At 71.7% G+C, this 26,195-nt stretch carries 19 protein-coding genes and 1 pseudogene; 8 read left to right on the top strand and 12 right to left on the bottom strand.

Going from position 1 to position 26,195, the window contains the following annotated elements; genetic code table 11:
• Positions 1-412 precede the first annotated feature (412 nt).
• Together ACFYRY_RS36225 and ptsP are read left to right on the top strand one after the other, a co-directional pair.
• Positions 413-862, top strand: a complete 450-nt coding sequence (locus ACFYRY_RS36225; protein WP_389155597.1) for a PTS glucose transporter subunit IIA — start codon at positions 413-415, stop codon at positions 860-862.
• A 74-nt stretch (positions 863-936) separates the two neighbouring features.
• The gene (gene ptsP, locus ACFYRY_RS36220) at positions 937-2,607 is read left to right on the top strand and encodes a phosphoenolpyruvate--protein phosphotransferase (RefSeq protein WP_389155594.1); all 1,671 of its coding nucleotides are present in this window, start codon (positions 937-939) and stop codon (positions 2,605-2,607) included.
• 70 nt (positions 2,608-2,677) lie between these two features.
• Here ptsP and ACFYRY_RS36215 read toward each other — a convergent pair whose 3' ends face one another.
• Both ACFYRY_RS36215 and ACFYRY_RS36210 read right to left on the bottom strand, forming a co-directional pair.
• Positions 2,678-3,571: a hypothetical protein gene (locus ACFYRY_RS36215; RefSeq protein WP_389155591.1), complete on the bottom strand. Its 894-nt coding sequence runs from the start codon at positions 3,569-3,571 to the stop codon at positions 2,678-2,680.
• 22 nt (positions 3,572-3,593) lie between these two features.
• On the bottom strand, positions 3,594-4,802 hold the full coding sequence (locus ACFYRY_RS36210) for an MFS transporter (protein ID WP_389155588.1): 1,209 nt from the start codon (positions 4,800-4,802) through the stop codon (positions 3,594-3,596).
• Positions 4,803-4,842: 40 nt separating this feature from the next.
• Here ACFYRY_RS36210 and ACFYRY_RS36205 point away from each other — a divergent pair, with 40 nt between their 5' ends.
• Positions 4,843-5,850, top strand: a complete 1,008-nt coding sequence (locus tag ACFYRY_RS36205; RefSeq protein WP_389155585.1) for an aminotransferase class I/II-fold pyridoxal phosphate-dependent enzyme — start codon at positions 4,843-4,845, stop codon at positions 5,848-5,850.
• Positions 5,851-5,868: 18 nt separating this feature from the next.
• On the opposite strand, the gene ACFYRY_RS36200 is transcribed toward ACFYRY_RS36205, so the two are convergent.
• Complete coding sequence (locus ACFYRY_RS36200; RefSeq protein ID WP_389155582.1) at positions 5,869-7,836, bottom strand: acetoacetate--CoA ligase; 1,968 nt, start codon at positions 7,834-7,836, stop codon at positions 5,869-5,871.
• 213 nt (positions 7,837-8,049) lie between these two features.
• Here ACFYRY_RS36200 and ACFYRY_RS36195 point away from each other — a divergent pair, with 213 nt between their 5' ends.
• A complete protein-coding gene (locus ACFYRY_RS36195; RefSeq protein ID WP_389155579.1) occupies positions 8,050-10,422 on the top strand; it encodes a TIM-barrel domain-containing protein in 2,373 nt (790 codons plus the stop codon).
• A gap of 2 nt (positions 10,423-10,424) precedes the next feature.
• Here ACFYRY_RS36195 and ACFYRY_RS36190 read toward each other — a convergent pair whose 3' ends face one another.
• Both ACFYRY_RS36190 and ACFYRY_RS36185 read right to left on the bottom strand, forming a co-directional pair.
• Complete coding sequence (locus ACFYRY_RS36190; protein ID WP_389155577.1) at positions 10,425-10,961, bottom strand: NUDIX domain-containing protein; 537 nt, start codon at positions 10,959-10,961, stop codon at positions 10,425-10,427.
• A 47-nt stretch (positions 10,962-11,008) separates the two neighbouring features.
• Positions 11,009-11,827 (bottom strand): M15 family metallopeptidase, encoded by an 819-nt coding sequence (locus tag ACFYRY_RS36185; protein ID WP_389155574.1) that lies wholly within the window; start codon positions 11,825-11,827, stop codon positions 11,009-11,011.
• A 181-nt stretch (positions 11,828-12,008) separates the two neighbouring features.
• On the opposite strand from ACFYRY_RS36185, the gene ACFYRY_RS36180 reads away from it, so the two are divergent.
• Positions 12,009-12,452, top strand: coding sequence for a Zn-ribbon domain-containing OB-fold protein (locus ACFYRY_RS36180; protein ID WP_389155631.1), 444 nt, complete (start codon positions 12,009-12,011; stop codon positions 12,450-12,452).
• Complete coding sequence (locus ACFYRY_RS36175) at positions 12,449-13,639, top strand: lipid-transfer protein (protein WP_389155571.1); 1,191 nt, start codon at positions 12,449-12,451, stop codon at positions 13,637-13,639. The genes ACFYRY_RS36180 and ACFYRY_RS36175 overlap by 4 nt, the downstream gene beginning before the upstream one ends.
• Positions 13,640-13,673: 34 nt before the next feature.
• Here the strand turns inward: ACFYRY_RS36175 and ACFYRY_RS36170 are convergent, their stop codons facing one another.
• The 4 genes from ACFYRY_RS36170 to ACFYRY_RS36155 form a co-directional block, all read right to left on the bottom strand.
• Positions 13,674-14,279: an ATP/GTP-binding protein gene (locus tag ACFYRY_RS36170; protein WP_389155568.1), complete on the bottom strand. Its 606-nt coding sequence runs from the start codon at positions 14,277-14,279 to the stop codon at positions 13,674-13,676.
• A 292-nt stretch (positions 14,280-14,571) separates the two neighbouring features.
• Positions 14,572-14,967, bottom strand: coding sequence for a DUF742 domain-containing protein (locus ACFYRY_RS36165; protein ID WP_389155565.1), 396 nt, complete (start codon positions 14,965-14,967; stop codon positions 14,572-14,574).
• A 9-nt stretch (positions 14,968-14,976) separates the two neighbouring features.
• Positions 14,977-15,414 (bottom strand): roadblock/LC7 domain-containing protein, encoded by a 438-nt coding sequence (locus ACFYRY_RS36160; RefSeq protein WP_389155562.1) that lies wholly within the window; start codon positions 15,412-15,414, stop codon positions 14,977-14,979.
• Positions 15,411-18,398, bottom strand: a complete 2,988-nt coding sequence (locus tag ACFYRY_RS36155) for a nitrate- and nitrite sensing domain-containing protein (RefSeq protein WP_389155559.1) — start codon at positions 18,396-18,398, stop codon at positions 15,411-15,413. Before ACFYRY_RS36155 ends, ACFYRY_RS36160 begins: the two co-directional genes overlap by 4 nt.
• A 420-nt stretch (positions 18,399-18,818) precedes the next feature.
• Here ACFYRY_RS36155 and ACFYRY_RS36150 point away from each other — a divergent pair, with 420 nt between their 5' ends.
• On the top strand, positions 18,819-19,430 hold the full coding sequence (locus ACFYRY_RS36150; RefSeq protein ID WP_389155628.1) for a hypothetical protein: 612 nt from the start codon (positions 18,819-18,821) through the stop codon (positions 19,428-19,430).
• Positions 19,431-19,557: 127 nt separating this feature from the next.
• On the opposite strand, the gene ACFYRY_RS36145 is transcribed toward ACFYRY_RS36150, so the two are convergent.
• A complete protein-coding gene (locus tag ACFYRY_RS36145; protein ID WP_389155556.1) occupies positions 19,558-19,881 on the bottom strand; it encodes a bifunctional 3-phenylpropionate/cinnamic acid dioxygenase ferredoxin subunit in 324 nt (107 codons plus the stop codon).
• Positions 19,882-20,240: 359 nt separating this feature from the next.
• Between ACFYRY_RS36145 and ACFYRY_RS36140 the strand changes: the two are divergent.
• A pseudogene (locus tag ACFYRY_RS36140) lies at positions 20,241-20,423 on the top strand (FAD-dependent oxidoreductase); the annotation flags it as partial.
• A gap of 182 nt (positions 20,424-20,605) precedes the next feature.
• On the opposite strand, the gene ACFYRY_RS36135 reads toward ACFYRY_RS36140, so the two are convergent.
• Positions 20,606-25,225, bottom strand: a complete 4,620-nt coding sequence (locus ACFYRY_RS36135; RefSeq protein WP_389155554.1) for a hypothetical protein — start codon at positions 25,223-25,225, stop codon at positions 20,606-20,608.
• A gap of 53 nt (positions 25,226-25,278) precedes the next feature.
• Positions 25,279-26,169, bottom strand: a complete 891-nt coding sequence (locus tag ACFYRY_RS36130) for a hypothetical protein (protein ID WP_389155551.1) — start codon at positions 26,167-26,169, stop codon at positions 25,279-25,281.
• Between the last annotated feature and the right edge of the window lie 26 nt (positions 26,170-26,195).

Below are 26,195 nucleotides of genomic sequence, written 5' to 3'. Positions count from 1 at the left end.
TTTGGCACGCTGTTGAGTTCTCAAGGAACGGACGCTTCCTTTGTACTCACCCGAGAGACTCTCTCGTGGCTTTCCTCCGGGCGCTTCCCTTCGGTGTTCCAAACTCTATCAGTGTTTTTCCGACTCTCTGACCACCGTCCTGCAGGCATGCAGAAGATGACCCCGAGATAGGATCTGACAAGTTTGGTGCTGCCAGGCAAGGACGCGAGTGCGCCGCTCTGCCCCGGGCAGGAGCACGACTGTACACGGGGCCGTGAGGCAGGGGCAAATTGATTGGGGTTGTGGTCTAGACCACTAATCCGTAGGCTCTCATGGGGAACCGTTACTACACGTGACATACCCTGCTGAACAGTGCGCCGTCCGGGACAGGCAGTGACGGCCCCAATGAATCTCCACCCCCGGGAGGCTTCCCATGACCACCGTCCAGTCCCCTCTTGCCGGGCGCGCCATCGGACTGGCCGCAGTGCCGGACCCGGTCTTCTCCGGGGCCATGGTCGGCCCGGGCACGGCCATCGACCCGGTGCGTGAGCCCTCCGAAGCGGTGGCGCCCGTCGACGGCGTCATCGTCTCGCTGCATCCGCACGCCTTTGTCGTGGTCGACGAGGAGGGCCATGGTGTCCTCACCCACCTCGGCATCGACACGGTGCAGCTCAACGGCGAGGGTTTCGAGCTGCTCGTGAACAAGGGCGACTCTGTCACTCGCGGTCAAGGTGTGGTGCGGTGGAACCCCGCCTCGGTCGAGGCCTCCGGCAAGTCTCCGATCTGCCCCGTCGTAGCGCTCGAAGCGACGGCCGAGGCTCTCGACGAGCTCCGTGAGGACGGCGATGTGAAGGTGGGCGACAGTCTCTTCCTCTGGAAGTGACATCGGTGCCGTCGGTGACGGCACATAGGACAACCATCGCGGTGGCGGGACCGCCGCACTACGGAGACGGTGAGATGGAGACAACGCTGCGAGGCGTCGGCGTCAGCCACGGTGTGGCGATAGGCGAGGTTCGGCACATGGGAACGGCGGTGCTCGAACCGCCCGCCAAGCAGATCCCGGCTGAGGATGCGGAGCGTGAACAGGGGCGCGCCCGCAAGGCCGTGGAGGCCGTGGCTGCCGACCTGATGGCGCGGGGCAACCTGGCGGGGGGCGAAGCCCAAGCGGTGCTTGAGGCGCAGGCCATGATGGCTCAGGACCCCGAGCTGATGGCGGACGTGGAACGGCGTATCGCTGTGGGCAGCACGGCCGAGCGAGGGGTGTACGACGCCTTCGCCGCCTACCGTGCCCTGCTGGCCGGTGCCGGTGAGTATCTCGCCGGCCGCGTGGCGGACCTCGACGACGTGCGGAATCGTATCGTCGCCCGGTTGCTCGGGGTTCCGATGCCGGGTGTGCCGGACAGCGACGAGCCGTACGTCCTCATCGCGCGTGACCTCGCGCCGGCCGACACGGCGCTGCTGGACCCGGCTCTGGTGCTCGGGTTCGTGACCGAGGAGGGCGGGCCGACCAGCCACAGCGCGATTCTGGCGCGGGCGCTGGGGGTTCCGGCCGTGGTGGCGCTCCCCGGTGCCGGGGAGCTGGCCGAGGGCACGGTGATCGCCGTCGACGGCAGCACCGGTGAGATCTTCGTGAACCCCAGCGCGGAGAAGAAGACGCGGATGGCGGCGGCAGCGGCCGAGCGCAAGGCCGCGCTGGCCGCGTCGACGGGGCCCGGTGCCACGTCCGACGGTCACAAGGTGCCGCTGCTCGCCAACGTCGGCGGTCCGGCGGACGTGCCCGCGGCCGTCGAGGCCGGGGCCGAGGGTGTCGGTCTGTTCCGTACCGAGTTCCTGTTTCTCGACGACAGCAAGAACGCGCCGTCGGAGGAGAAGCAGGTCGAGGCCTACCGACAGGTCCTCGAGGCGTTTCCCGAGGGCCGCGTCGTGGTGCGGGTCCTGGATGCCGGTGCCGACAAACCGCTGGACTTCCTCACCCCGGGCGATGAGCCCAACCCGGCTCTGGGCGTGCGTGGTCTGCGGACGCTGCTGGACCATCCGGAGGTGCTGCGCACTCAGCTGACCGCGTTGGCCAAGGCCGCGGAGGGGCTGCCGGTCTACCTGGAAGTCATGGCTCCGATGGTGGCGGACCGCGCTGACGCCAAGGCCTTCGCCGACGCGTGCCGCGAGGCGGGGCTGCGGGCGAAGTTCGGCGCGATGGTGGAGATCCCGTCGGCGGCGTTGCGGGCGCGCTCGGTCCTGCAGGAGGTCGAGTTCCTGTCGCTGGGGACCAACGACCTCGCGCAGTACACCTTCGCCGCGGACCGTCAGGTCGGTGCGGTGTCCCGTCTGCAGGATCCGTGGCAGCCCGCGCTGCTCGACCTGGTGGCCCTGTCGGCTGAGGCCGCCAAGGCCGAGGGCAAGAGCTGCGGTGTGTGTGGTGAGGCGGCGTCCGACCCGCTGCTCGCGTGTGTGCTGACCGGCCTGGGTGTCACCTCGCTTTCCATGGGGGCGGCTTCGATTCCGTATGTCCGGGCGACCTTGGCGAAGTTCACCCTGGCGCAGTGCGAGCGGGCCGCGGCTGCCGCGCGGGCCGCGGACAGTGCCGAGGAGGCGCGCGACGCCGCTCAGGCCGTGCTGTCCGGCGAGTAGCCGTTCCTGAGCGGTTTGTCCGCTGTCCCGGAGGGGCGCGCCACCTGTGAGTGGGGCGCCCCTCCGGCGTTCAGTGGTGGTGCCCCATCGGTTGCCCGGTGTCTCCGAGGTCCGGGGGTACGCAGTAGTCGACGTCGGGTTCGGGAGAGACGAGGTCGCCGGAGTCGACGTCGGTGCAGTAGGCGTCGAAGACCTCTGCGGCGGTGAGTGGTTCGAGGCCTTCGCCGCGCAGGCGCCAGCCGTAGACGCGGTCCGGGGCGCCGGGGGCGCTGGTGCGCATGACGAGGCCGCCGGGACTGTGGGTGGCGAGGCCCAGGGCGAGGACCGTGGTGAACTCCAGGGCCTCGGCCTCGTCGAGGTGGGTGGCGCCGTCGATGTCCTCGTCGGCGTGGAGCACGGAGAGAAGGGTCTCCGGGGTGCCGGTGACGCTGCAGACAAGGTGGCGGTTGCCCGGGTCGGCGGTGTCCAGGACGCGGACGAGCAGGTGCGAGGCTCGCACGAAGGCCGCGCGGCCGACGTCCTCACCGCAGGAGGCACACGCGCCGAGGCGGGCCAGCAAGGTGCTCGCGTACTCCCAGGTGGCCTGTCGTACGGCTTCGTCCACGAGGGCCGGCACCAGGTCGGTCAGGGACTGGCCGTCGTACGGGATGGTCGGGCCGGTGGCGGCCAGTTCCGCTGTGAAGCGTGTGCGGCTCGCCGGGAAGTCGGGGTCCAGGCCCGCTTCCGCGCAGAATTCGGCGTACTCCAGTGGGTCGAAGAGGGCGACGGTGGTGTGGCTGCCTTGTGCGGCGCGGGTCCTGAGGAGGTCTTCGACCTGTCGGAGATAGGTGGGATGGTCGTCGAAGGTGAAGGTGCGGTAGCGCCGCATCGCCCGGAAGTCGTGCTCGTCGGTGAGCAGGCCGATGGTGCCGGCGATTTCGCGGCGCAGGACGCGTCGCATGGTCTGGTGGTCGGTGTGCGCCATGTTTCCCCCTGTGCACGGTCGATCAATGCTCACTCACAGTAACGGGCGGCACTGACAACGGGCCCGGAGTGAGGCGGTCCCGGACGAGTCCGCGTTGGATCATGCAGGTCAGGGCGATGGCGGTGCCGAAGGCGGTCCAGCCGATCGGGCCTGTCACGACGGCCGCGGTGACGGTGAGTGGGCCGATGCTGCGCTGGGCGGACTGGGCGAGGCCGTGGACGCCGAGGTAGGAGCCCAGGGAGGTGTCGGGGGCGAGGGCGACGGAGAGTTCCCAGGACACGGTGGCGTGCAGCATCTCCGCCACGGTGAAGGCGGCGGCCGCGGCGGTGAGGAGGAGCGTGGCGGTGAGGGGGCCGCCGGTGGCCGAGAGCGCCATGGTGATGCCGCCCAGAGCGACGGCGGCCGCGTGCGGGACAAGCAGGTTGCGTGCGGCTGCCGTGGTGGTGCCGTAGCGGGCCAGGGGGACCTGCAGGGCCACCACCATCACGTTGTTGAGGACGAGCAGCAGGGGTGCGAGGCCGTGCGGTGCGTTGCTCGCGTGCGCGATCCACAGGGGTAGTCCGACCTTGAAGACGGCGTCGTCCAGGAAGAGGACAGTCTCGGTGGCGACGTAAGCGAGATAAGTGCGGTCGCGCCAGGGGCTCGTCGGTGCGGCCGGGGGTTCGGGGTTCCGCGATGTGGCGACGGTGCGGGACGTGGACGCGGGTTCGGCGCAGCGGAGGGTGAGGAGTGCGGTGGCGAGGAAGGACAGGGCGTCGCCGACGAGGAGCCATTGGTATGCGGCCGTGGTGTCGAGAGTGAGCGCGGCTGCGGCGGCGAGGCCGCCCAGGGCCCAGCCGGCGTTGGCGACGGTTCGCTGGAGGGCCTGGTAGCGGACGCGTTCCGGTCCCGCGGCCCGGGTCGCGTAGAGCTTGGTGAGGACGTTCGCGGCGCGGTCGCCGAGGCTGCCGACTGCCGAGAAGACGAGGAGCAGGACGTAGTCGTCCGTGGCGATCAGGGCGATGGAGGCCAGGGCGCGCAGGAGTTGGAGTGCGGGCAGGACGCGGGTGAGCGGGACGTGGTCGGCGATACGGCCGCCGATCGGTGCGCCGACGATTCCGACGGCCCCGGCGACGGCGACGAGTGTGCCGACCTCGGTGAGGGAGAGGCCGGAGACGTAGGTGAGGTAGAGGACGGACACCGACGCCCACAGACCGCTGCCGACGCGGTCGACGAGGGCCACCCCGAGCATTCTGCGTCCGTCACGCCCGCCCGGTATACCTCTGGACCATGTGGTTGCGCGGCGTATCGGATGCACTGCTCCCCCTTGGGCTCGGTCGCATCGTTCGACACCACGGCTGGCGCGGTTGGAGGACGCCGTGCGGGAGTGGTTGCGGCCCGAGGGCGTGCCCGTGGACAACGTGACGTTCGCGCACGGGGCCCTGGATCTGATCGGACGGCTGCTCTCCGTGGAACTGCGGCCCGGTGACGGCGTGGCCATGGAGGATCCCGGATATCACCATCTGTTGGATCTGGTCGCGGCCCTGGGGCTGCGGGTCGTCCCGGTGGCCGTCGATGACGAGGGCGTGCGCCCCGACGAGCTCCGAGAGGCGCTGCACGCGGGTGTGCGTGCGCTGGTGTGCAGTCCGCGCGCGCAGAACCCGTACGGCGGCCGCTTCTCCACCGCGCGCCGCGACGAGCTCGTCGCCGTGCTGCGGGACCGGCCCGATGTGCTGGTCGTGGAGAACGACCACGCCTCCGCGGTGGCCCAGGCGCCCCTGCGGACCCTGGCCGGGCACGGGCTGCCGCGCTGGGTGCATGTGCGGACGGTCAGCAAGTTCCTCGGGACCGACCTGAGGTGGGCGGCGGCGGCCTGCGATGCGACGACGCTGGCGCGGCACGACCGGCGGTTGCTGCTGACCTCCGGCTGGGTCAGTCATCTGCTCCAGGAGACGGTGCTCGGTTTGATGACCGACGAGGACACCCGCGCGTTGGTGGCGCGCGCCGAGGAGCGGTACGGGGTACGTCGGAGCGCTGCCCTCCGGGAGCTTCGAGAGCGTGGCATCGAGGCGCACGGGGCGAGTGGGATGAACCTGTGGGTGCCCGTGCGGGACGAGTCGGCGGTGGTGAACGGGCTGCGGTCGCACGGCTGGTGGGTCGCGGCGGGCGCCCGGTTCCGGACGGCGGCAGGCCCCGGCGTGCGGATCTCCGTGTCGGATCTGGAACCGGCTGACGCGGTGCGGCTGGCCTCGGACTTCGCCGGGGTGCTCGGCGAGTCCGAGGCCACCTATGGCGGTTGACCGCCCCTGGGGTGCCGGTCAGGCGCGCTTGCGAGCCAGGTCCTCGTAGAAGTGCATCAGGTCGAGGTTGTCGACGGAGCCGGGATTGACCGCCTTCTCCAAGGGGGTGCCTTGCAGGAGGCGCTTCACGGGAACCTCGATGCGCTTTCCGGTGAGGGTGTGCGGAACGCCGGGCACCTCGATCACCTCGTCGGGGATATGGCGGGGGGAGAGCTGGTCGCGGATGGCCTGCTTGATGCGGTTCAGGAGGGCCTCGTCGAGGACGGCTCCGGGGGCGAGGTGCACGAAGAGGGGCATCCAGTAGCCGCCGTCGGGCTGTTCGATGCCGATGACGAGGGATTCCCTGATCTCCGGCAGGCGTTCGACCGCTTCGTAGATGTCGGCCGACCCCATGCGCACGCCCTGGCGGTTGAGCGTCGAGTCGGAGCGGCCGTGGATGACGACCGAGCCGCGCGCGGTGACGGTGATCCAGTCGCCGTGGCGCCACACTCCGGGATAGGTGTCGAAGTAGCTCTCCCGGTAGCGGCTGCCGTCGGGATCGTTCCAGAAACGGACCGGCATCGACGGCATCGGGTTGGTGACCACGAGCTCACCGACCTCGTCGACGAGGGGATTGCCGCTCGGGTCCCAGGACTGCAGATCCGTGCCCAGGCCGGCCGCCTGGAGTTCCCCGATGTGGACCGGGAGGGTCGGTACCGCTCCGGCGAAGCAGGAGCACACGTCGGTGCCGCCGCTGACGGACGCGATCCACAGATCGTCCCGGACCTCGTCGTGCAGCCAGCGGAACCCGTCGGGCGGCAGCGGGGACCCCGTGGTGGCGACGCACCGCACCCGGGAGAGGTCATGGTCGCGGCCGGGGTGCACGCCGGCCTTGCGACACGCCATGACGTAGGCGGCGGAGGTGCCGAAGAGGGTGGCTTCGGTGCGTTCGGCGATCCGCCACTGGGCGGCGGTGTCCGGGTATCCGGGACTGCCGTCGTAGAGGATGATCGTCGTGCCCGTGAGGAGGCCGGAGACGAGGAAGTTCCACATCATCCAGCCGGTGGACGTGTACCAGAAGAAGCGGTCCTGCGGGCCGAGGTCGCAGTGCAGGCCGAGTTGTTTGAGGTGCTCGACGAGGATGCCCCCCTGGGACTGGACGATGGCCTTGGGCAGGCCGGTCGTGCCGGAGGAGTAGAGCACCCACAGGGGATGGTCGAAGGGAACCTGCTCGAAGACGGGCTCGGTGTCGGCGCTCGTCAGGGCCGACCACTCCAGGGCGGCTTCGGGGGCCTCGGTGCCCAGGAGGGGGATGTGGACGACCGCGCGCAGGGTGGTCAGTTCACGGCGCAGTTCGGCGACCGTCTCGCGACGGTCGTGCTCCTTGCCGCCGTAGCGGTAGCCGTCGACGGCGAACAGGACCACCGGTTCCACCTGCTGGAAGCGGTCCAGGACGCTGCGGGCGCCGAAGTCCGGGGCGCAGGACGTCCAGACGCCGCCCACGGCGGCTGTGGCGAGCAGGGCGACGACGGCCTCGGGAATGTTGGGCAGGTAGCCGCTGACGCGGTCGCCGGGCCGTACGCCGAGGGCGCGCAGCTCGGCGGCCAGGGAGCCGACCCGGCGGCGCAGCTCGGACCAGCTCACCGGAGTGAGCTCGTGGGTCTCGTCGACATACAGGAGGGCGGGTTCGTCCGTGCGGGTGGCGGCGGCGCGCAAGGCGTGCTCGGCGTAGTTCAGCGTCGATCCCGGGAACCACTGGGCACCGGGCATCGAACGGTCGCCGAGCACCTGCGTGGGGGGAGTCGAGAACCGTACGTCGAACCACTCCGCGACGGCTTTCCAGAACGTGTCCAGTTCGTCGACGGACCAGCGGTGCAGTGCGGGATAGCCCCCCTCGGCGGGGGCGTTGTGGTGCTGCGCGGCCCAGGCCTGGAATGCGGTGATCTGGGCCCGGTCGATACGTTCCGGATCGGGCTGCCAGAGCGGCTGGGGGTTCTCGGTCGACATGGGGCGGCTCCCGGACTCTGCGCGTCGTGTGCGTCCTCCGCGCACGGGCTGGGGTGTGCGCGTGGCGCGGCTGACACGGACGATGCCATGTGATCGATCCTTACACCAGGGCGTGCCCCACATAGTCCGTGTCGTGAAGATGTGGTCCCGGCACGGGTGAACGGAAGTTGAACAACACTTACATGCAGACCGGTCAATGGCAGGCTGAACAGCATGGACGGTCGTGACCTGGTGCGTTCGATAAAGGCAGTCGGTTCGGCGGGGGCGGCCCAGCGGGTGCGCACCGTACGGGCCGCGTGGCGCAGGAGGCGTGTCGATGCGGCCGGGCTGCCCCGGCGGGGGGCCGAGCGGGCGCGGGTGCCCGGTCCCGTGCGGGACGTGGAGCCGGGGCCCGGGGGCGGTGTCGTCCGGTTCAACCGCTCGGAGCTGCGGATCACCGTGGCGGTGAACGGGGCTGTTTTCTGGGGATGGGACGGGGCGGGCCCGGAGCCGTCCTACGCGCTCGCCGGCCGTTGCCCGGAGCCCGACCCCAGGGCGGTGCTGGAGCCGGACAAGGACGGCGGCTGGCGGGTGGTGGCCGAGCGGGTGACGGTCGTCGTCTCGCGGCACGGCGCGATCGAGGTGCTCACACCCGGCGGGATGGTGCTGCGCCGGGATCTGCCGCCGCGCTGGTGGGAGCCGGTGGGGGGCGGTCCGGCGCGTTGGATGCAGCGCTCCGAGGTGGCCGCCGACGCGCGGTTCTTCGGGCTCGGCGGACGGGCATCGGGTCCTCGACTGCGGGACGGGACGTACCGGCTGTGGAACACCGACCCCGGACGGCCCTTCGGCCCGGGCGACGATCCGCTGTACGTCACCATGCCGGTGCAGCTGGTGGTCGCCGACGCGGCGACGCATCTGGTGTTCCACGACACCTCGTGGGACGGCACGGTGACCCTGCGGGAGGGCGAGGAGGGCGCCGGGTCCGGCCACGACCACGAGGGCATGTCCGAGCTGCGCATGGACGGCGGTCCGTTGCGCTGCTGGGTCATGGTGGGCACTCCCGCGCGGGTGCTGCTCGCCTGGGCCTCGCTCACCGGGGCGCCCGCCATGCCGCCCACATGGGCGCTCGGCCACCATCACGCCCGGTGGGGCTTCGGCGACGAGCAGGAGGTGCGCCGGATCGTCTCGGGCTACCTGGAGCGCGATCTTCCGCTCGACGCGGTCCATCTCGACATCGACCACTACGACGCCCACCAGGTGTTCACGGTGGACACCGAGCGCTTCCCGAAGCTGCCTCAGCTCGCCGAGGACCTACGGCGGGACGGGATCCGCCTGGTGTCGGTCGTCGATCCGGCGGTGAAGGCCGAACCGGGCAACGACGTGTTCGACAGCGGGAGTGCCGAGGACGCGTTCGTACGGGACGCGTCGGGACGGCTCGTGCGCGGAGTCGTCTGGCCCGGGGAGGCCGCCTACCCGGACTTCACCGACGCGCGGGTGCGGCAGTGGTGGGGCCGCCTCTACGCGGAGCGGGTCGCTCAGGGGTTCTCGGGATTCTGGCACGACATGAACGAACCGACCTCGTTCACCGCGTTCGGGGAGTCGACCCTGCCCCGCTCGGCCCGGCACTCCCTGGAGGGAAGGGGCGGCGACCATCGTGAAGCGCACAACGTCTACGCCCTCTGCATGGCGCAGGCCGCCTACGAGTCGCTCTCGGGTCTGACTCCCCAGGAACGCCCCTTCGTCTTCTCCCGCTCGGGCTGGGCGGGCATGCAGCGCTACGGCGGTACGTGGTCCGGTGACGTGGCCACGGGCTGGCCCGGGCTGCGGGCGTCGCTGTCGCTGGTCATGGGCCTCGGGCTGTGCGGGGTGCCGTACTCGGGGCCGGACGTGGGCGGCTTCGACGGGAGTCCGTCGCCCGAGCTCTATCTGCGCTGGTTCCAGCTGGGCTCGTACCTGCCGCTGTTCCGTACGCACGCGAGTCCGCGAGCCGGACGCAGGGAGCCCTGGGAGTTCGGTGCCGAGGTGCTGGAGCACGCGCGCGCGGCGCTCGTCGAACGCCGGCGGCTGCTGCCGTACTTCGTGACCCTGGCCCATCTGGCCCGGCGTACGGGGGCGCCCTATGTGCGGCCGCTGTGGTGGGCGGCGCCCGAGGACCGCGCGCTGCGCGACTGCGAGGACGCGTTCCTGCTGGGCGACTGCCTGCTGGTGGCGCCGGTGCTGGATCCGGCGACGGAACGGCGGGCGGTGCAGCTTCCCCGGGGCCGCTGGTACGACACGGCCACCGAGCGGGTCCACGAGGGGCCGGGGCAGATCCTCGTGGACGCGCCCCTGGCACGTGTTCCGGTGTTCGCGCGCGCGGGTGCCGTCATTCCGGTGCGCGGGGAGGACGGCGGGCTGGAACTGGAGGTCTGGGCGCCCGCCCCCGGACGCACCGGGGGCGGGACGGTGGTGCACGACGTGGGCGACGGTAGGTCCGAGCCGGAGGTCGAGCGCTACCTCGCCCGCTGGGAGGGCGACCGGGTGGTCGTCGAGCGGGAGGGCGAGGGGGGCCCGGGCCAGTCGCCTCATCCGGTCCCGGCCCGGGTACGAGGGCTCGGGGCGAGCTGACGTCAGGCGTACCGGCCCTCGAACCATGCCCGGGCTGCCAGGGTGTGCAGGGGGAAGGCGAGCTCCTCCGGCCTGCGCAGCAGCTGCCAGCCCTCCGTCTCGTCGGTGGCCGCGGAGGGCGGCAGGCCGTCGGCGGGGCGCTCCGGCAGGACCCCGAACAGCAGGAGGTGTCCGTCGGGCGAGCTCAGCGCGTCGACGAGCCGCACGTCACGGCTCGCCGCTTCGATGCCGGTCTCTTCCCTGAGCTCACGGATCAGGGCGTGCCGCCAGTCCTCGCGGTCGTCGACGAAGCCGCCGGGCAGCGCGATGCCTCCGCGCGCGGGGGCCACGGTTCGGGTGATGACCACGAGAGCGGTGCCCTGGGTGTCGTAGACGGGCTGCAGGGCCACCGCCACCGGGAGTGGATTGCGGTAGGCCACGGTGTGGCAGGCCGGGCAGGTGCGGGGCCAGCCGGAGACGCCCTCTCCGTAAGGAGTTCCACAGCTCGAACAGTGGGAGCCGGGCGCGGAGTTGCGGGTGGGGAACTGAGTTTCGGACACGCGGCGGACTGTATCCGATCATCGGAAGGGCGTTTTCCGGAGGCGGCTCAGTCATGGGTGGTCAGCGACTTCTCGGACACCGGGAAGTCGAAGTAGGTGTCCGGGTAGGACTCGGGCTTGAAGGTGTAGTGCCACCACTCCTCGGCGAGGTTGGTGAAGCCGCGGCCCTCCAGGACGCTCTTCAGGAGCAGGCGGTTGGCCCGCTGTTCACCCTGGACGCGGGGGTCGAGGGTGTGGGAGAGCGTGTCGAAGCAGTCGTATCCGGTGCCCATGTCGACGGAGTTGTCCGGGAAGCGCTCGCTCTTGGGCGCGTGACAGGGGACCAGGGACTCTCCGGGCCGATACGGCCTGGTGGGTTTGGCGGGGAGCTTCACCAGCGTCAGGTCCATGGTCGAGCCGCGGCTGTGGCCGGACTTCTCGGCGATGTAACCGTCGTCGAACAGGCGGGTCTTGTCGACGTCCGGGTAGAACTCGCCCTTCATGGTCTGGTCGTCGAGGTCCTCGGCCCAGCGGACGAAGTGGTCCACGGCGCGCTGTGGGCGGTAACAGTCGTAGACCTTGAGGGTGTACCCCTTGCGCAGGAGCTCGCTCTGCGCCTGGTGGAGCGCTTGCGCGGCTGGCCGGGTGAGGATGCAGAGAGGCTGCTGGTAGCCGTCGACGCGCTCACCGACGAAGTTGTGCGGGGTGACGTAACGCATCTCCTGGATGATCGTCGGATCCACCCTTCGCAGCGCCACGAACTCCGCCGGCGCCTTCGGCTCGGCGCTCGCACGAGCGGGGGCGGTGACGGCGGTGACGGCGGTGACGATCAGCAGGGCGGCGAACGTGGTGACGGGACCGCGTAATGCGCTGGAGAGTCGTGTCATGTCTCCTGCGTTTATCAGGTATGCGTTCCCGCGGGGAAGTGATCGGGTGTGTTCTCCTCGAGATCCCCCTCGAAAGGCGCTTCGACGGCGGGCCTGCCCATGGAGTGACGCTCGTGGCACACTTCTGACGTTCCGTCAGGTCTGTTGATGGGGAGGGACCTTGCCGCGCACACCGACGCCCGTGGTCGCCGGATGGTTCACCGGCGACGGGGACGACTTCCGGCTCCTGGGCACCCGCTGCCGCGTCTGTTCATCGGTGTTCTTCCCTCGCGAGGACACCCATTGCCGTAATCCCGGGTGCCTCGGCGGCGACCTGGAGGAAACGCCTCTCTCCCGGCGCGGGCGGATCTGGTCGTACACGGATGCGCACTACCGGCCTCCGTCACCCTATGTGACCGACCCGGAACTTCCCTGGGAGCCGTACGCGTTGATCGCTGTGGAGCTGGCGGCAGAACGGATGGTGGTGGTGGGACAGGCGGTTCCCGGGGTCACCGTCAGCGATCTGGCGGTGGGCATGGAGGTGGAGGTGGTGCGTGGCGTGCTCCATGAGGACGCGACGACCACCTGGACGACGTGGCAGTGGCGGCCGACGAGGGCGACGGGGGCAACGGGGGCGACGGCATGACTCGAGAGGTGGCGGTGCTCGGCGCCGGCATGCATCCATGGGGCAAGTGGGGCCGCGGATTCGTCGAGTACGGCGTCGTGGCGGCGCGCGCCGCGCTCGTCGACGCCGGACTGGACTGGCGGGAGGTCGGCTCGATCGTCGGCGCGGACACCGTGCGCGGCGGCTACCCGGGCTATGTGGCCGGGGCGACCTTCGCGAAGGCGCTGGGCTGGCAGGGAGCGCGGGTCGCGAGCGTGTACGCGGCATGCGCGTCAGGAGCGCAGGCCATCGACGCCGCGCGTGCGCAGATCCTTTCGGGTCTGACGGACGTGGTGCTCGTGGTCGGGGCGGACGCCGCGCCCAAGGGCTTCTTCCGGCCCGCGGGCGGGGACCGGCCCGACGACCCGGACTGGTTGCGCTTCCGGGCGCTGGGGGCCACCAATCCGACGTACTTCGGGCTGTACGCGCGTCGGCGGATGGCCCTGTACGGGGACACCACGGAGGACTTCGCGCAGGTCAAGGTGAAGAACGCGGCACTGGGCGCGCTGAATCCGTACGCGCGCTACCGCAAGCGGGTCAGCTCCGAGGAGGTCGCCGCCTCCGCCGTGGTCGCCGATCCGCTGCGACTGCTCGACATCTGCGCGACCTCGGACGGCGGGGCGGCCGTGGTGCTGTCGAGCATGGAGTTCGCGCGTCGGCAGGGGGTGGCGGAGCCGGTGCGGATCCGGGCCGTGTCCACGGTGACGCCGCGCTACCCCAACACGGTGCTGGACCTGCCCGACATCGCGACGGACTCCGCGGCCACGGTCGAGCCCCCCACGGAGCCGTTCCGGGCCTCCATCGCGCGGTCGGCCTACGAGGAGGCAGGCCTCGGACCCGAGGATCTCTCCCTCGCCGAGGTGTACGACCTGTCCACCGCCCTGGAGTTGCAGTGGTACGAGGACCTGGGGCTGTGCGCGCAGGGCGAGGGCGTGAAGTTGCTGCGAGAGGGCGCGACGGCGCTCGGCGGGCGCATACCCGTCAACACCAGCGGGGGACTCGCTTCCTTCGGTGAGGCCGTTCCGGCCCAGGCGATCGCCCAGGTCTGCGAACTGACCTGGCAGCTGCGGGGAGTCGCGGGCGACAGGCAGGTCGAGGGCGCGCGCGTGGGGATCACGGCGAACCAGGGGCTGTTCGGTCACGGGTCGGCGGTGGTCGCGGTGCGGTGAGGGGCGGGGCGGGCCGTCGGGGGCCGCGCCCACCTCAGGTCGTGACGGTCTGGCGGTGCTGCGCCGTGTAGGCCATCGCGTGCCGGACGACACCGATGAGGACTTCCTTGACCGACCCCCGGTCACGGGCGTCGCACAGCAGCACCGGTACGTCGTCGTCGAGGTCGAGAGCCTGGCGTACGTCGTCCTGCGGGTAACGGACGGATCCCTCGAAGCAGTTGACGCCGACGACGAAGGGTATGGAACGCCGTTCGAAGTAGTCGACGGCGGCGAAGCAGTCCTCCAGGCGGCGGGTGTCGGCGAGCACGACGGCGCCGAGTGCGCCCTCCGACAGCTCGTCCCACATGAACCAGAACCGCTCCTGTCCGGGAGTTCCGAACAGGTACAGCACGAGGTCCTCGCGCAGCGTGATGCGGCCGAAGTCCATCGCCACGGTGGTGGTGTGCTTGCTTTCCACACCGCTGAGGTCGTCGATGGGGCGGCCGGCCTCGGTGAGGTACTCCTCGGTGCGCAACGGCCTGATCTCGCTGACCGCTCCGACGAGGGTCGTCTTGCCCACGCCGAAGCCGCCGGCCACCAGGATCTTGAACGTGACGGGCTCGACCGGAGGCTTGCCGCGCTCAGAACGCCCGAAGATCATCGATCTCTTCTCCTGCTTGATGGGGGCTTGATGTCCTCACGTCCGTCTCCCCGGTCGCGCTGTTGGGCACCGTGTCCGTGGGCTGCCGGTCGGGCTGCCGCGGACGGTTGTCGACGATCAGTCAGATCATATCGGGAGCGTCGGTTCGACGCCCGGTCCGGACCGGCGGATTCCGCTCGGCGGACCGGTTCCTGACCGATTGTCTGCCACCCTGCACACGATCTCCCCGACGGCCGTCTGTGAGCGCCTCACGGCGCTCACAGAACCGCCTCCTTCGGGACGGGGAGCCCGGTCACAGCGCCCGGAGGCCGTTGATCACATCGCGCAGGATGCTCTCGTCCGGCAGTTCCGCCGGCGGCACGGGCCGGTTCACGTGGACGAACTCCGCGTCCACCAGGTCCCCTATGAGGACCCGTATCACTCCGATGGGCAGGTTGAGTTCGGCGGACAGTTCGGCGACCGACTGCGGGGCGTCACGGCACAGGTCGACGATGTCCACGTGCTCCGGGGAGAGCGTGTGGTCGCCTTCCGGGTCGTCCGCGTGGCTTTCCGTGACGACCACCGCGATGAGGTCGAGGCGGTGCTGGGCCGCACTGGTGGTGCGGCCCCGCGTCATGGCGTACGGACGGACGACCGGTCCGGCCTCGTCGTCGAACCAGTGACTTCTTCCCTGACCGTCTGTGCTCATGCCATCCCACTACCCGCCCTGAGGCAGATCGGTGCGCGGAGCGGCACTCAGATGCGCGCCGACCCGCTTCACCAGGAGCGTCATCTCGTAGGCGACCAGACCCACGTCCGAGTCGGCGTCCGAGAGCACGGCCAGGCAGCTGCCGTCGCCGGCTGCGGTGACGAACAGGAAGGCTTCGTCCAGCTCCACCACCGTCTGCCGGACGCTGCCCGCCTCGAAGTGGCGGCCCACTCCCTTGGCGAGGCTGTGGAACCCGGAGGCGACGGCGGCCAGATGCTCGCTGTCCTCGCGGGTCAGGTCGGCGGAAAGCCCGATCGGCAGCCCGTCGCCGGACAGCACGAGAGCCTTGCGGATGCTCGCGACGCGGTCCACCAGGTCGTCCAGGAGCCAGTTGAGCTCGCCGGACCTCTCGATCGCGGTGTGGCCGGTCGGCTTCGGTGCGGTCATCGACCGTCCCCCTTTGTCGTTCGTTGTGGTGCTGTGCCGCTCTGGGTGTCATCACCCGCGGCGTTCTCCTCACGGCCGCGCTGCCAGCCACGCTGGAGCGAGCCCATGCGGCTGCGTACCTCGTCGGCGTCCCGTTCGTCGAGCCGGGACCGGTCGTCGGTGCGCGGCTCGGGGCCCTTTCTCAGCTGCGGAGCCAGGTTGGCCTGCCGGACCCGGCGCGGCAGCGGGGCCGTGCCGGACGGGGCGTCCCCCGGCCCGGGAGCCGGGACCTGCCTCCCAGGACCGGAACCCATTCTCGCCGGGTCGGAACCCAACCCTGGCCGGGCGGATCCGGCGCCGGGTTCCCGTGCCGCCGCGCGGCCGTCGGGGTCGCGGGAGGTCTCGCTCGGTGCGCCCAGGCTGCTCGGGCCGCTCGACGCGATCTCGCTACGGCGGGTGCGCCTGGGGAGCGCGGGCGCCTCGGGCGAAGTGCCGCGCTCCCGGCTCGGGGACGCCGCAGACGTGGAGGACTCGGTGCGCTGTTCGTCCAGGCGGTCGGCGACGCCGGTGGCACGCAGTGGCTGGCCTGCACCGCGACGGCGGGCGGGCAGCGGCGGCGGCGCCTGCGAGCGCGACCTGCTCGGGCCCGTCGGGTCCTGCTCGTCCATCTCCTCGCGGCGCGACCGCTGCTCGGTGACCGGACGTCCGTGCGAGCTGACCAGCTTGGGGGTGCCTCGGCGGGGCAGCTGAGCTGGGGCGTCCACATCGTCCGTGTCGACCGATCGCGTACCGCCGAAACCGGTGGTCTCGTGCGGTTTCTCGTGCTCCTCGCCCCGGCGGCCCACCGTGGTGTCGTCGGTACGCGCGGACCGGCGTGGGCGGAACAGTCCGCCGCGTTCGCTGTCCTCGTCCTCGAGAGCGCCCGGGAAGTCGTCCAGAGCGTCCAGGTCGACGGGGGCCTCCAGCTCGACCGGGCCGTTCAGGACCGCGGGAGCCAACCCCGGCGAGTGCGTCGGCGCCGCGGAGAGCGGGGCGCGACGGGCCTCTTCCAGTTCGGCTTCCTTGGACGGGTGGGACCGGTCGAGGCGGAAGCCGATGCCGTTGGTGTCCGGCACGTCGTCCGTGAGCAGGGTGTCCGGGATGAAGACGACGGCTGTCGTGCCGCCGTACGGCGACGGCTGCAGGGAGACCCGGACGTTCTGTCGCTGGGCGAGCCGGCTGACCACGAACAGGCCCAGCCGGTCGGTGTCGGACAGTTCGAACTCCGGCGTCTCGGCGAGCCGGAGGTTGGCGTCCAGGAGCGCGTCGGCCGCCATGCCGAGGCCGCGGTCGTGGATCTCCAGGGTGAAGCCGTTGGCCACGCGCTCGCCCAGGACCTGGACGGCGGTGTGCGGCGGGGAGAACACCGTGGCGTTCTCCAGGAGTTCGGCGACCAGGTGCGTGAGGTCCGCCACGGCCGGGCCGGTGACGGCGACCCTGGGAAGCCGTCGGACCTCGATGCGCTCGTAGTCCTCGACCTCGGCCACGGCGGCACGGACGACGTCCATGAGCTGCACCGGCTTGCGCCACTGCCGGGAGGGGGCGGCGCCGGAGAGGATCACCAGACCCTCGGCGTGCCGGCGCATCCGGGTGGTCAGGTGGTCGAGGCGGAACAGGTCGGCGAGTTCGTCGGTGTCCTCGGTCCTGCGTTCCATGCTGTCGAGCAGGGTGAGCTGCTTGTGGAGCAGGACCTGGCTGCGGCGGGCGAGGTTCACGAAGACCTCGGCGACACCGGCCCGGAGTTCGGCCTGCTTGACGGCCGCTTCGACAGCCGCACGCTGCAGGGTGTTGAGGGCCTGGCCGACCTCGCCGATCTCGTTCTTGTCGTACTCCAGCCGCGGGACCTCGGTCTCCACGTCCACCTGTTCCCCCGCGGAGAGGCGACGCATCACGCTGGGCAGCCGTACCCCGGACGCCTCGTGGGCCTCCAGGCGCAGCTGCCGCAGGTCGCGGATGAGGGTGCGGCCGACGCGCACCGAGAGGACGAGCGAGGTCAGCAGGGCGATGAGACCGAGGGCCCCGGCGACGGACGCCTTGACGATGACACCGATGGCGTTCGGGCGGACCCGGTCCTGATAGCGGTCGCCGGCCTGGTCGTCGAGGGTGGAGAGGTCGTCGAGCGCGCTGCCGGCGGCCGCGTCCCAGTTCTTGGCGGTGACGGAACCCGCGGTGCCGGGATCGGAGGTGATGACCGCCTGTTCGGCCGACCGCAGGGGGGCGGAGTTCGCGTTCTTCCAGAAGCTCTCGTAGCGCTCACGCTCCGCAGGGGGCAGCACCGGCAGGCTGATGTCGTACAGCAGGGTGCGCTGGGCGACGAGGTCGGTGACGTCCCGGACCTCCTCGCGGGAGAGCTTCCCGACCACGAGGGCGGAACCGAGCAGAGCGTCCTCACGGGAGAGCAGTTCGCGGGCGCGGGTGATGTTCACCAGAGCCCGGGCCTGTTTGTCCAGCTCGACGCTGTCGACGCCGTCGAGCGAGGCCAGCAGGGCGTAGCACGGATCGACGAGTCGGTTGTACAGGTCGAGGGCCTGGGACCGGGTCACGGTGCCCTCCTCGACGCTGCGCCGCAGCGAGTCGATGCCGTTGAAGGCGTCCAGGACGGCGGTGACGCGTGCGTCGTCGTCCGCGTCCAGGCTGTCGCGGAGGTCCGGGTCCTTCGCGTTCGCACGGAGCTTGGTGACGGCGTCGTCGGTGGCGTTCCGGGTGGTGCGGAGCGCGGACAGCGCGTCGGACGCCCGGGGATCGGCGAGGTAGACGAGTGTCTGGCGGCGTTCCTGTTGCAGGACGCGGACGGTGTCCTCGGTGGGGTAGCCGACCTTCTCGACGATGGACGAGACATGGAACAGCTGGGCCACTTCCCGGCCCGTGAGTACCGTGGCGAAGCCCCAGATCGCGATCAGGGACACCAGCGGCACAAGGAGCAGCGCCACGATCTTCCGGCGGATCGATTTCCCGCGAAAGCGCATGGCCTCCCCCAGCTCGACCCCCTCTCGACAGGGGGTACACATGTGCGTCAACAAACGGCGCGAGCCTACTACCGACGGCCAGTTAACTCGAAGGCCGGTCCGGACCTCGAACTTCCGCACCTGCGGCGAATCATGGGGAGTTGTCCCGTCATTGAGGGAGATCGTCCCCTGCCCTTTCCTGACCTCGGGCGGGATGGACGGAGCGGGTCGGATGGCCAGTTGGCTGGATTTTTACGTTCCTTGGGAATCTTGGCGGCGCATTGTTCGTCCTTCTCTGTGGGAGTTGGGGGCGGAATCGGCCACAGGAGCCGCATCCCGTAACCCGGGCGGCGTAAAAGAGCGCAAGCCGGGCAGCCACTGGGGAGCCGGGTCTTCGGACGCGGGGCGAGCGGTCTGCTGGCGGTGGGGAGTGACATGTTGATGGGCACGGCGGAGCGGCACGAGGCGCCGTCCGACGGCGGGTCGGACGACGTGGTGGCACATCTGACGGCACGACCGGCCCTCGAGGCGTCGGATCACGACATTCCGGCGGACGGACCAGGGGCGAGGGGCGGGCCCGTGGGGAGAACGGCCTCGGCGGACGGCCCGGCGGAGCGGGAGAGCGCGGCCGGAGCGAGTGACGTAGCCGAAGAGCAGCCGTCCTACCGGCCGTTGTGGGTCGAGGAGCGGGCGCGGCGTCGCCGGTTGCCCGATCCCGTGCGGACATCGGCGGTCCGGGCGGTACTGATCATCTCGGTGACGTTGATCCAGGCGATGGTGGCCTTCCTGTGCACCATGGCCGGTTCCTGGCTGGCGTTCCCGATGGTGCTGAGCGGTGTGGCCAGCACCGTGCTGGCGACCTGGGCCGTGCTCGACGTCTGGGTGACCCGGCAGGTGTGGAACCAGCGCAACGGAGTGGTGTCCACGCCCAGCAGCACCGCGCGCGCCCTGCGGCGCGAGCGGCGCAAGGCCCGGCGCCAGGCGCGGGTCACCGAGCGGGCCCAGGAGCGGATACGCCGGCGGGAGCGCACCGGGCAGGTGGCGCACCCGTAGGAGGTCCGTGGTCCCCATGGACGCCGTCTGTGGGCGCCGGCAAAGGGGACCATGCAACCCGGCCGCCCTTCCAGCTCCCGGGCCACGTACAGACCGGCGAGAAGAGCGCCGACGACGGTCAGGGTCCTCAGGCGGCTGTCCCCTCCTCGGCGGTGAGGTGGACGTGGACGACGCCGTCGTCGATGGTCACGCGGTGGGTGCGCACGGGCCGCCGGGCCGGCAGACAGGTCGGCCGGCCCGTACGGAGATCGAAAGAAGCCGCGTGCAGCGGGCATTCGATCAGACAGCCCTCCAGCCAGCCCTCGGAGAGGGAGGCGTCCTGGTGGGTGCAGGTGTCGTCGATGGCGTACAGCTCGCCGTCGTCCGTGCGGAACACGGCGACGGGCGGTGTCGTCTCGACGCGGACGGACTCGCCCTCGGGGAGGTCTTCGAGGCGGCAGACAGGTATCACGGGCGCCCCTCTCGGTCCGGGACACTCGGTCCGGACGCTGTGTGGTCCAGGCGGGAACAGCGAGTCGGACCGGTGTCGGTCCAGAGGTCAGGGTGTGCTGGGGCGGCACTGGTCCAGCAAGTCGGAAGGTGCCGACCCCGCGTCGGTCCGGGCTGTCCGGCCCCTTCCGGGCACTTGACGCTTCGATACATGATGTTTCACATCGCGCGTGCGCGAGCGCTGTGCGCAACAGAATCCGGGCGGGACAACCGTCGCGTCAAGGGTTCCCACAGATGCGGCCCGAACTGGGCCCACAGATGGTGGGAGTTCGGCCATGACCCGCATCCGCTGCTGACGCGCCCCCCCTCAGGAGGCTTGGAATGTCCCCCACATACGACGTGATCGTCATCGGTCTCGGCGGCATGGGCAGCGCCGCCGCCCATCACCTGTCCGCGCGCGGTGCCCGGGTGCTCGGCCTGGAGAAGTTCGGTCCGGTGCACAACCGCGGCTCCGGCCACGGCGGTTCACGGATCACCCGGCAGTCGTACGCCGCCGCGCCCGCCTGAGGAGCAGCGCATCTGGCGCAACACGGCCCCGGCCTCGCGGGGTTGGTCGGCTGACCCGCGTCACGGCCGGCACACCCTTCGCGGATCTGCTGGAAGCCGATGCCTGAGGAGTCCGTGGTCAAGGTCGCGGGGCGGGTGCGGGACCGGTTGTGGCCGGTCCCGCACCCGCCCCGCGCCTCTCAGGGTGCTGTCGGCGCCGGACGTTTGAACATCCGTGTCGCCGTGATCTCGCTGTGCGTGTCCTCCCCGGCGGGAGCCTCGGGCAGTCCCGGCCTGAGGTGTTCCTCCACGCTGATGTACTTCAGCCCGGCCCGCAGGTCGGCGTCGTTGCGCATCCGGATGACCAGCGGGAACTCGGCCAGCGCGGTCGTGTCGAAGAGGCCGGTGGTGTAGAGGAGCTGGACACCGAGCGCGTCCGACACGGCTCGCTGGAGCTCCAGCAGGTAGGTGGCGTTGGCGCGGCCGATCGGGTTGTCGAGGAACAGCGTGCCGGCGTGCCGGTGCTTGTCGCGCCCCCGGTCGTTCGAGCGCAGCGCGGCCATCGTGCAGTACAGGGCGATGGCCGCCGTCAGCAGCTGACCGCCGGAGAACACGTCGCCCATCTGCCCGACGGGCACCCGCTCGGCGCGCAGTACGGCGTCCGGCTTGAGGATCTCGACGGCGACTCCCTTGGGCTGGAGCGCCGCGGCGACCCCGCGCAGCAGCAGGGACATGCCGTCACGCCGCAGGTCGGAGTTCTTCTTGACGGCCGCGCGGGTCGCCTCGTCGATGACCTCGCCGAGCCGCTCGGTGAGGGTGGCCTGGTCGGGCTCGTCGAAGCGGATACGCAAGAACTCCTGCCCCGACCACTCGCCGAGCCCCTCCGGCAGCCGCGACAGCCGCTGCGCGGATCGGAGGGTGGCGAGCGCCGACTCCACCAGCCCCCGGAGCCGGTCCACGATCGAGTCCCGGTTCCGCTCCAGCTGAGCCAACTCGTCGGTGAGGACCCGGAGCCGGGGCGCGAAGGCGTCGGCCCACTTCTGGGCGTGCTCGGGCAGCGCGGACGCGGGCAGCTCACGGATCTGCTGCCGGGCGGGCGTGCGGACCTGCTCGTAGCGGGTGGAGTTGGCGTGGCGGACGAGGATGTCACTGGCCTCGCGCACGGCGCCCTCGGCGGCGGACAGGTCGGTGGCGCAGCCGCGCAGGGACCGGCGGGCCTCGGCGGCGGACTGCCGTGCCTCCTCCAGGCTGCCCGGGTACGGCTCGGGCTCCTCCGGTTCCTCCTCCGTTGTGTGTTCGCGCAGCAGGTCGCGGAGCATCGCGGCGATCTCGTCGAAGCCGCCGACCGCGTCCTCGGCGGCCCGGTGCGCGTCGAGGAGTTCGGCGTGCGCGTCCCGGGCCTGGCCCAACGCCTCGGTGCGCGAGGCCAGTTCGGCGGTGGCGGTGCGCAGCAGCGCCTGTGCGTGCTCGGCGTCGCGGGGCTGCTGCTCCTCGGGCAGTTCGGTGTGCGCGTCGCCGTCCTCGGGAGCGTGCCGCTCGGCCTCGCCCCGCAGCCGTCCGAGCTGCTCGCTCGCGCTGGACATCCGGGTCTCCAGGAGCTGCACCAGTTCGTCGGCGCGCGCCACGGCCGCCTGCCGGGACGGCCCGTCGGAGCCGTCGGGCGACTGGAGCAGCTGCTCCGCGCGCGTGCGGACCTTGTTGGTCAGCCGGTCCAGGTCGGACCGCGCGGCGCTCTCGTCGCTCTCCGCCCGGGCCTGCTCGGTGCGCAGATCGGCGCCGACGCCGACCTTCTCGTACACCTGGGAGGCGGCCCGATAGGCCTCGCGGAGAGCGGGCAGGGACGTCCCGGGTTCGTCCGAACCGCCCTGCGACACGTCGTCGGGGGCACCGGCGATCTCGGAGCGCTCGGCGCGCAGCACCCGGGCCGTGCGGCGGGCGTCGTCGGCGGCGCGCTGGGCGGCACGCCGGTCCTCGTCGGCGGCGCGGGCACGGTCCAGGCAGGTCTGGGCTCGGGCTTCCGACTCGGCCGCCTCGTCGGCGAGTTCACGCACCTTGACCTGCCAGCCGGCCCGTTCCCGCAGCCGGAAGGCGAGCCCGGCGAGAGCGTCAGCGGCCCGCCGGGCCTTCTGGGCGGTCTCCTGCCGTTCGTCGCGGACCTGCGCGGCCTCGGCGGCGGCCTCGTCGGCCTCGGCCCGCACGGTCCGCGCCTCGGTCAGTTCGGCCTCGGACTCCTGGGCGAAGACACGCGTGTCCTGGGCGGCCCGGGACAGCTCCACCAGCCGTCCCGCCGGGCAGCCGGTGCGCCAGGAGGAGAGCCGGGCCGCCAGCTCCCGGTCCTTGCCGAGCCGCGCCGCCAGGCCCCGGATCTCCTCGTCCCGCTCGGTGGCTCGGGCACGCAGCGCCTGACGCTCCTCGTCGGCGGCGTGTTCGTCGTGCATGGCCGGGTTCGGCGGTACGAGGAAGACGTCACCGCCGTCCGCGTCGGGCGCCGGGGTCGGTGCGAGCAGGGCGGCGGCCGTGCCGACCGCCACGGCGGACCGCGGCAGCAGCGCGGCGTCGCTCAGGGCCGCGCGGGCCCGCGCGTGCGTGGCCGGGTCGGTGATGATCACCCCGTCGACCAGTTCCGGCCGGGCGGCCAGGACGCGCGCGTGGTCGGCCGGGTCGACGGCCTGGGCGAGGTAGCGCCAGCCGGGCAGGGCCGGGATGCCCTGCTCACCGAGGAACTCCACGGTGGCCAGTACGTCGGGCCCGGGCGGCAGCAGCCCGCCGTCACCGAGCGCGCCGAGGATGCGGGAGTCGTCGGCGGCGGCCGTCCGCAGCTCGAACAGCTGCCGCTCGGCGGAGGAGACGGCGTCGTCGAGGAGTTCGCGCAGTTCGTCGGCGAACCGGTCCAGGTCCTCCGGGGTGAGACCGTCCCGGGGGTCGGTGTCGGTGTCCTGACGGGGTGAGGGAATCGCCGACGGGCGAGCGTCGCCGCCGGTCAGGCTCAGCAGCTCCGCCAGTCGCTCCTCGCGGGCCAGCGCCTCGGCGAGCCGACGTTCGGCCTCGTAGGACCGTTCCGCCGCCGTGGCCGCGTCCTCCGCGCGGGCCGCTGTCAGCTCCGCGCGGGACTCGGCGGCGGCCGCCTCGCGGGCGTGCTCGGTGGCCCGGCGTGACGCCTCACGCGCGTGGTCCCAGGCGGCGACCGCCGTCTTCTCGGCGTCGCTGGCCGCGAGGGCCGCGCGCGCCGGGTCGGCGTCGGGGGCGGTGTCGTCGAGCCAGCCCGCGCGGACCGCCTCGGCGGTCTCCTGCTCCACCTCGGTCAGGCGCTGGCGCAGATGTCCGATCTCGCTGCGGGCGCGCTGCGCCTCGGTGGCGGCGGAGGTGGAGTCCCGGTAGGCCGACTCGCCGACCTCCTGGAGGGCGGCGGACCGCTCCTCCTGTTCGTTGGCGAGGCTCTCGGCGCTCTGGGCCGCGGCGTGCAGGGCGCGGACGAGATCGACGGCGGCCTTGGTGCGGGCGGCGAGCGCGGGGGCCGCGTCCCGCTCGGCCTCCTGGATCGCGGTGGCCACCCGTGCCACCCGGTCGGCTGCGGCACGATGCCGCAGCACGGCCTCGGCGGCCTGCCAGGCGGAGTGCAGGGTGCGCGCGTCGGCGAGTTCACGTTTCTGTGCCGCGGCCGACTTCTCGGCCGCGGCGAGCGCCAACGAGGCGTGCCGGTAGGCGAGTTCGGCGGCGATCAGTGCGCTGCGGTCCCGGGCCGCCTCGGTGTGGGTGACGGCGTCCGCCGCGGCGGTGACCCGCTGGGCGAGGTCGGCGGCCCGCACCCGCTCCCGGGCGCCGCGGGCGGACAACCGGCGCGCCAGGGTTCTCGTGCGGCGCTCGGCCCCGGTGTGGATGTCCCGTGCGCGGGAGCGGGCCTCGGCTGCCTCGACGATCCGCCCGAGGAGGTCGACGGACCCGGCGGTGAAGTCGCGTTCGGCGATCAGTTCGGCGCGTCGGCCCAGCTTGTTGCCGAAGCCGCTGACCAGGTCGGCGAGGCCGTCGGTGTCACGGGTGTCCGTCACCGCGCGCAGCAGCAGGTCGGTGAAGTCGGAGTCCTTCTTCACCGCGAAGAGGCCGGCCGCCTCGCCCTCGTCGGCGTTCATCTCCCGCTGGTAGCGGAAGAGTTCGGGGTCGAGGCCGAGGTCCCCGAGGTGCTCGATCCAGCGGTCGTGGATCTCCTCCCAGTGCACCTCCAGGTGCGGGTAGGCCTTGCCCGCCTCGGTGATGGCGTCCCGGAAGCCCTTCATGGTCCGCCGCCGCCCCTGTGCACCGGACTGGCCCTCGGCGGACGGCCGTACGGCGGTGGACTCCGCGACGGGCAGGCTGTCCAGGCTGAGGCCGGGGCCGGGCCGGAAGGAGTACCAGGCCTCGGCGAACTTCCGCGGGTCGTTGGAGACCTGTCGTCCCCTCCACTCGCTGGCCTTGCCGACGACCACGCACTCCCCCGTGAGCACGTGCTGCCACTCCAGGGCGACGTGACCGCAGTCGTCCGCGAGCAGGAACTTCCGCAGCACACCGGAGCTGGCGCCACCGAGGGTGTTGCGGTGGCCGGGCAGCATCACGGAGAAGATCAGCTTGAGCAGGACGGACTTGCCGCCGCCGTTCTCCAGGAAGAGCACACCGGCGGGCGCGGGCCGGCGCGGCGGGCCGACGGGCTCCTCCTCGAAGAACTCCGCCTGGGCGGGCGCGGGGTCGGGCACGGGCGCGCCCACGCCCCGCAGGTCAAGCACGGTGTCGGCGTAGCGTGCACCGGCGGGTCCGATGGAGTAGAGGCGGACCCGGGACAGCTCGTACATGGCGGACTCTCGTCAGTCTTCGTCAGATCAGGGGGGAAGGGGGGCAGGGCGGGTCAGGACGACGAAGGCGCGTGGAAGGGCAGCCCGGCGTCGGCCACCAGGTCCAGTTCGTCGGTGTCCTCGGCGGGCAGCAGTGTCGGCGTGCCGTCGGTCACGGGCACGACGCCCAGTTCGAGCAGCTCGGCCATGGCGGCGGTCCCGGCCATGTCCCGCACCTGGAGCTGGTAGCGGGCGGTGGTCCGGTACGTGCCGCCGTTGTCGTCGCCGGTGCGCTGCAGGAACCCGGAGTCGGTGAGGAACGCGACGGCCTTGCCGACGATGCCGGTGGTGGAACCGGCGAGGCGGCGCGCGTCCTTGGTGGCACCGGTCGCGCTGCGCCTGACCCAGACCCGCCAGGCGGCCTCGAGTGCGGGCGCGTCGGTGGCCGGGTCGGTGTTCTCGCCCTGTTCCTCGGCTCGCTCCTCCAGGCGCCGGCAGGCCTGTCGTACGAACGCGTCGACGCCGTTGACGGAGACGCGCCCGATGTACCCGTCGTCGGCGAGGTCCTCGGGACGCGGGAACGCCATGGCGGCGACGGCGAGATGCGCCAGTCCGTGCAGGAACCGGTCCCCGCCGTCGGCGGACGTCCGGCGCGCGTAGTCACCCATCCGTACGGCGAACACCGAGTCCTCGGCGGCCGTCACCGCCATCCCGGCACGCGGGGACACCTCCAGCACCACCAGCCCGAGCCCGGCGGCCACGGCGTCGGCGAGCCGCGCGAACGGCGGGTCCTCGCGGTAGCGGCGCAGCAGCTCCGTGTACTCCTGGTCCCGCGCGGGCTGCAACTTCGGCTGCAACCCGAAGGCGACGAGCCGCGCCGCGTCGGCGGCGTCGGCGGGGGTGACGGCGGCGGTCGCCGGCGCGGGGCCGGCTTCCGGCTCACTCCACTCGGCGTGCTCGGTCACGGTTGGGGCTCCTTGTCGGGGTGGTT

Source organism: Streptomyces sp. NPDC005263, from assembly GCF_042872365.1.
GTDB lineage: Bacteria > Actinomycetota > Actinomycetes > Streptomycetales > Streptomycetaceae > Streptomyces.
The sequence above is the reverse complement of the archived record's forward strand: the minus strand, read 5'-3'. Positions and strand labels throughout refer to the sequence as shown.

Coding starts and splice junctions, on each gene's coding strand:
- ACFYRY_RS36150 (WP_389155628.1), top strand. CDS start 18,819: ATGGGCACGGCGGAGCGGCACGAGGCGCCGTCCGACGGCGGGTCGGAC.
- ACFYRY_RS36185 (WP_389155574.1), bottom strand. CDS start 11,827: ATGACACGACTCTCCAGCGCATTACGCGGTCCCGTCACCACGTTCGCC.
- ACFYRY_RS36170 (WP_389155568.1), bottom strand. CDS start 14,279: ATGATCTTCGGGCGTTCTGAGCGCGGCAAGCCTCCGGTCGAGCCCGTC.
- ACFYRY_RS36175 (WP_389155571.1), top strand. CDS start 12,449: ATGACTCGAGAGGTGGCGGTGCTCGGCGCCGGCATGCATCCATGGGGC.
- ACFYRY_RS36160 (WP_389155562.1), bottom strand. CDS start 15,414: ATGACCGCACCGAAGCCGACCGGCCACACCGCGATCGAGAGGTCCGGC.
- ACFYRY_RS36215 (WP_389155591.1), bottom strand. CDS start 3,571: ATGGCGCACACCGACCACCAGACCATGCGACGCGTCCTGCGCCGCGAA.
- ACFYRY_RS36195 (WP_389155579.1), top strand. CDS start 8,050: ATGGACGGTCGTGACCTGGTGCGTTCGATAAAGGCAGTCGGTTCGGCG.
- ptsP (WP_389155594.1), top strand. CDS start 937: ATGGAGACAACGCTGCGAGGCGTCGGCGTCAGCCACGGTGTGGCGATA.
- ACFYRY_RS36210 (WP_389155588.1), bottom strand. CDS start 4,802: ATGCTCGGGGTGGCCCTCGTCGACCGCGTCGGCAGCGGTCTGTGGGCG.
- ACFYRY_RS36225 (WP_389155597.1), top strand. CDS start 413: ATGACCACCGTCCAGTCCCCTCTTGCCGGGCGCGCCATCGGACTGGCC.
- ACFYRY_RS36155 (WP_389155559.1), bottom strand. CDS start 18,398: ATGCGCTTTCGCGGGAAATCGATCCGCCGGAAGATCGTGGCGCTGCTC.
- ACFYRY_RS36165 (WP_389155565.1), bottom strand. CDS start 14,967: ATGAGCACAGACGGTCAGGGAAGAAGTCACTGGTTCGACGACGAGGCC.
- ACFYRY_RS36135 (WP_389155554.1), bottom strand. CDS start 25,225: ATGTACGAGCTGTCCCGGGTCCGCCTCTACTCCATCGGACCCGCCGGT.
- ACFYRY_RS36200 (WP_389155582.1), bottom strand. CDS start 7,836: ATGTCGACCGAGAACCCCCAGCCGCTCTGGCAGCCCGATCCGGAACGT.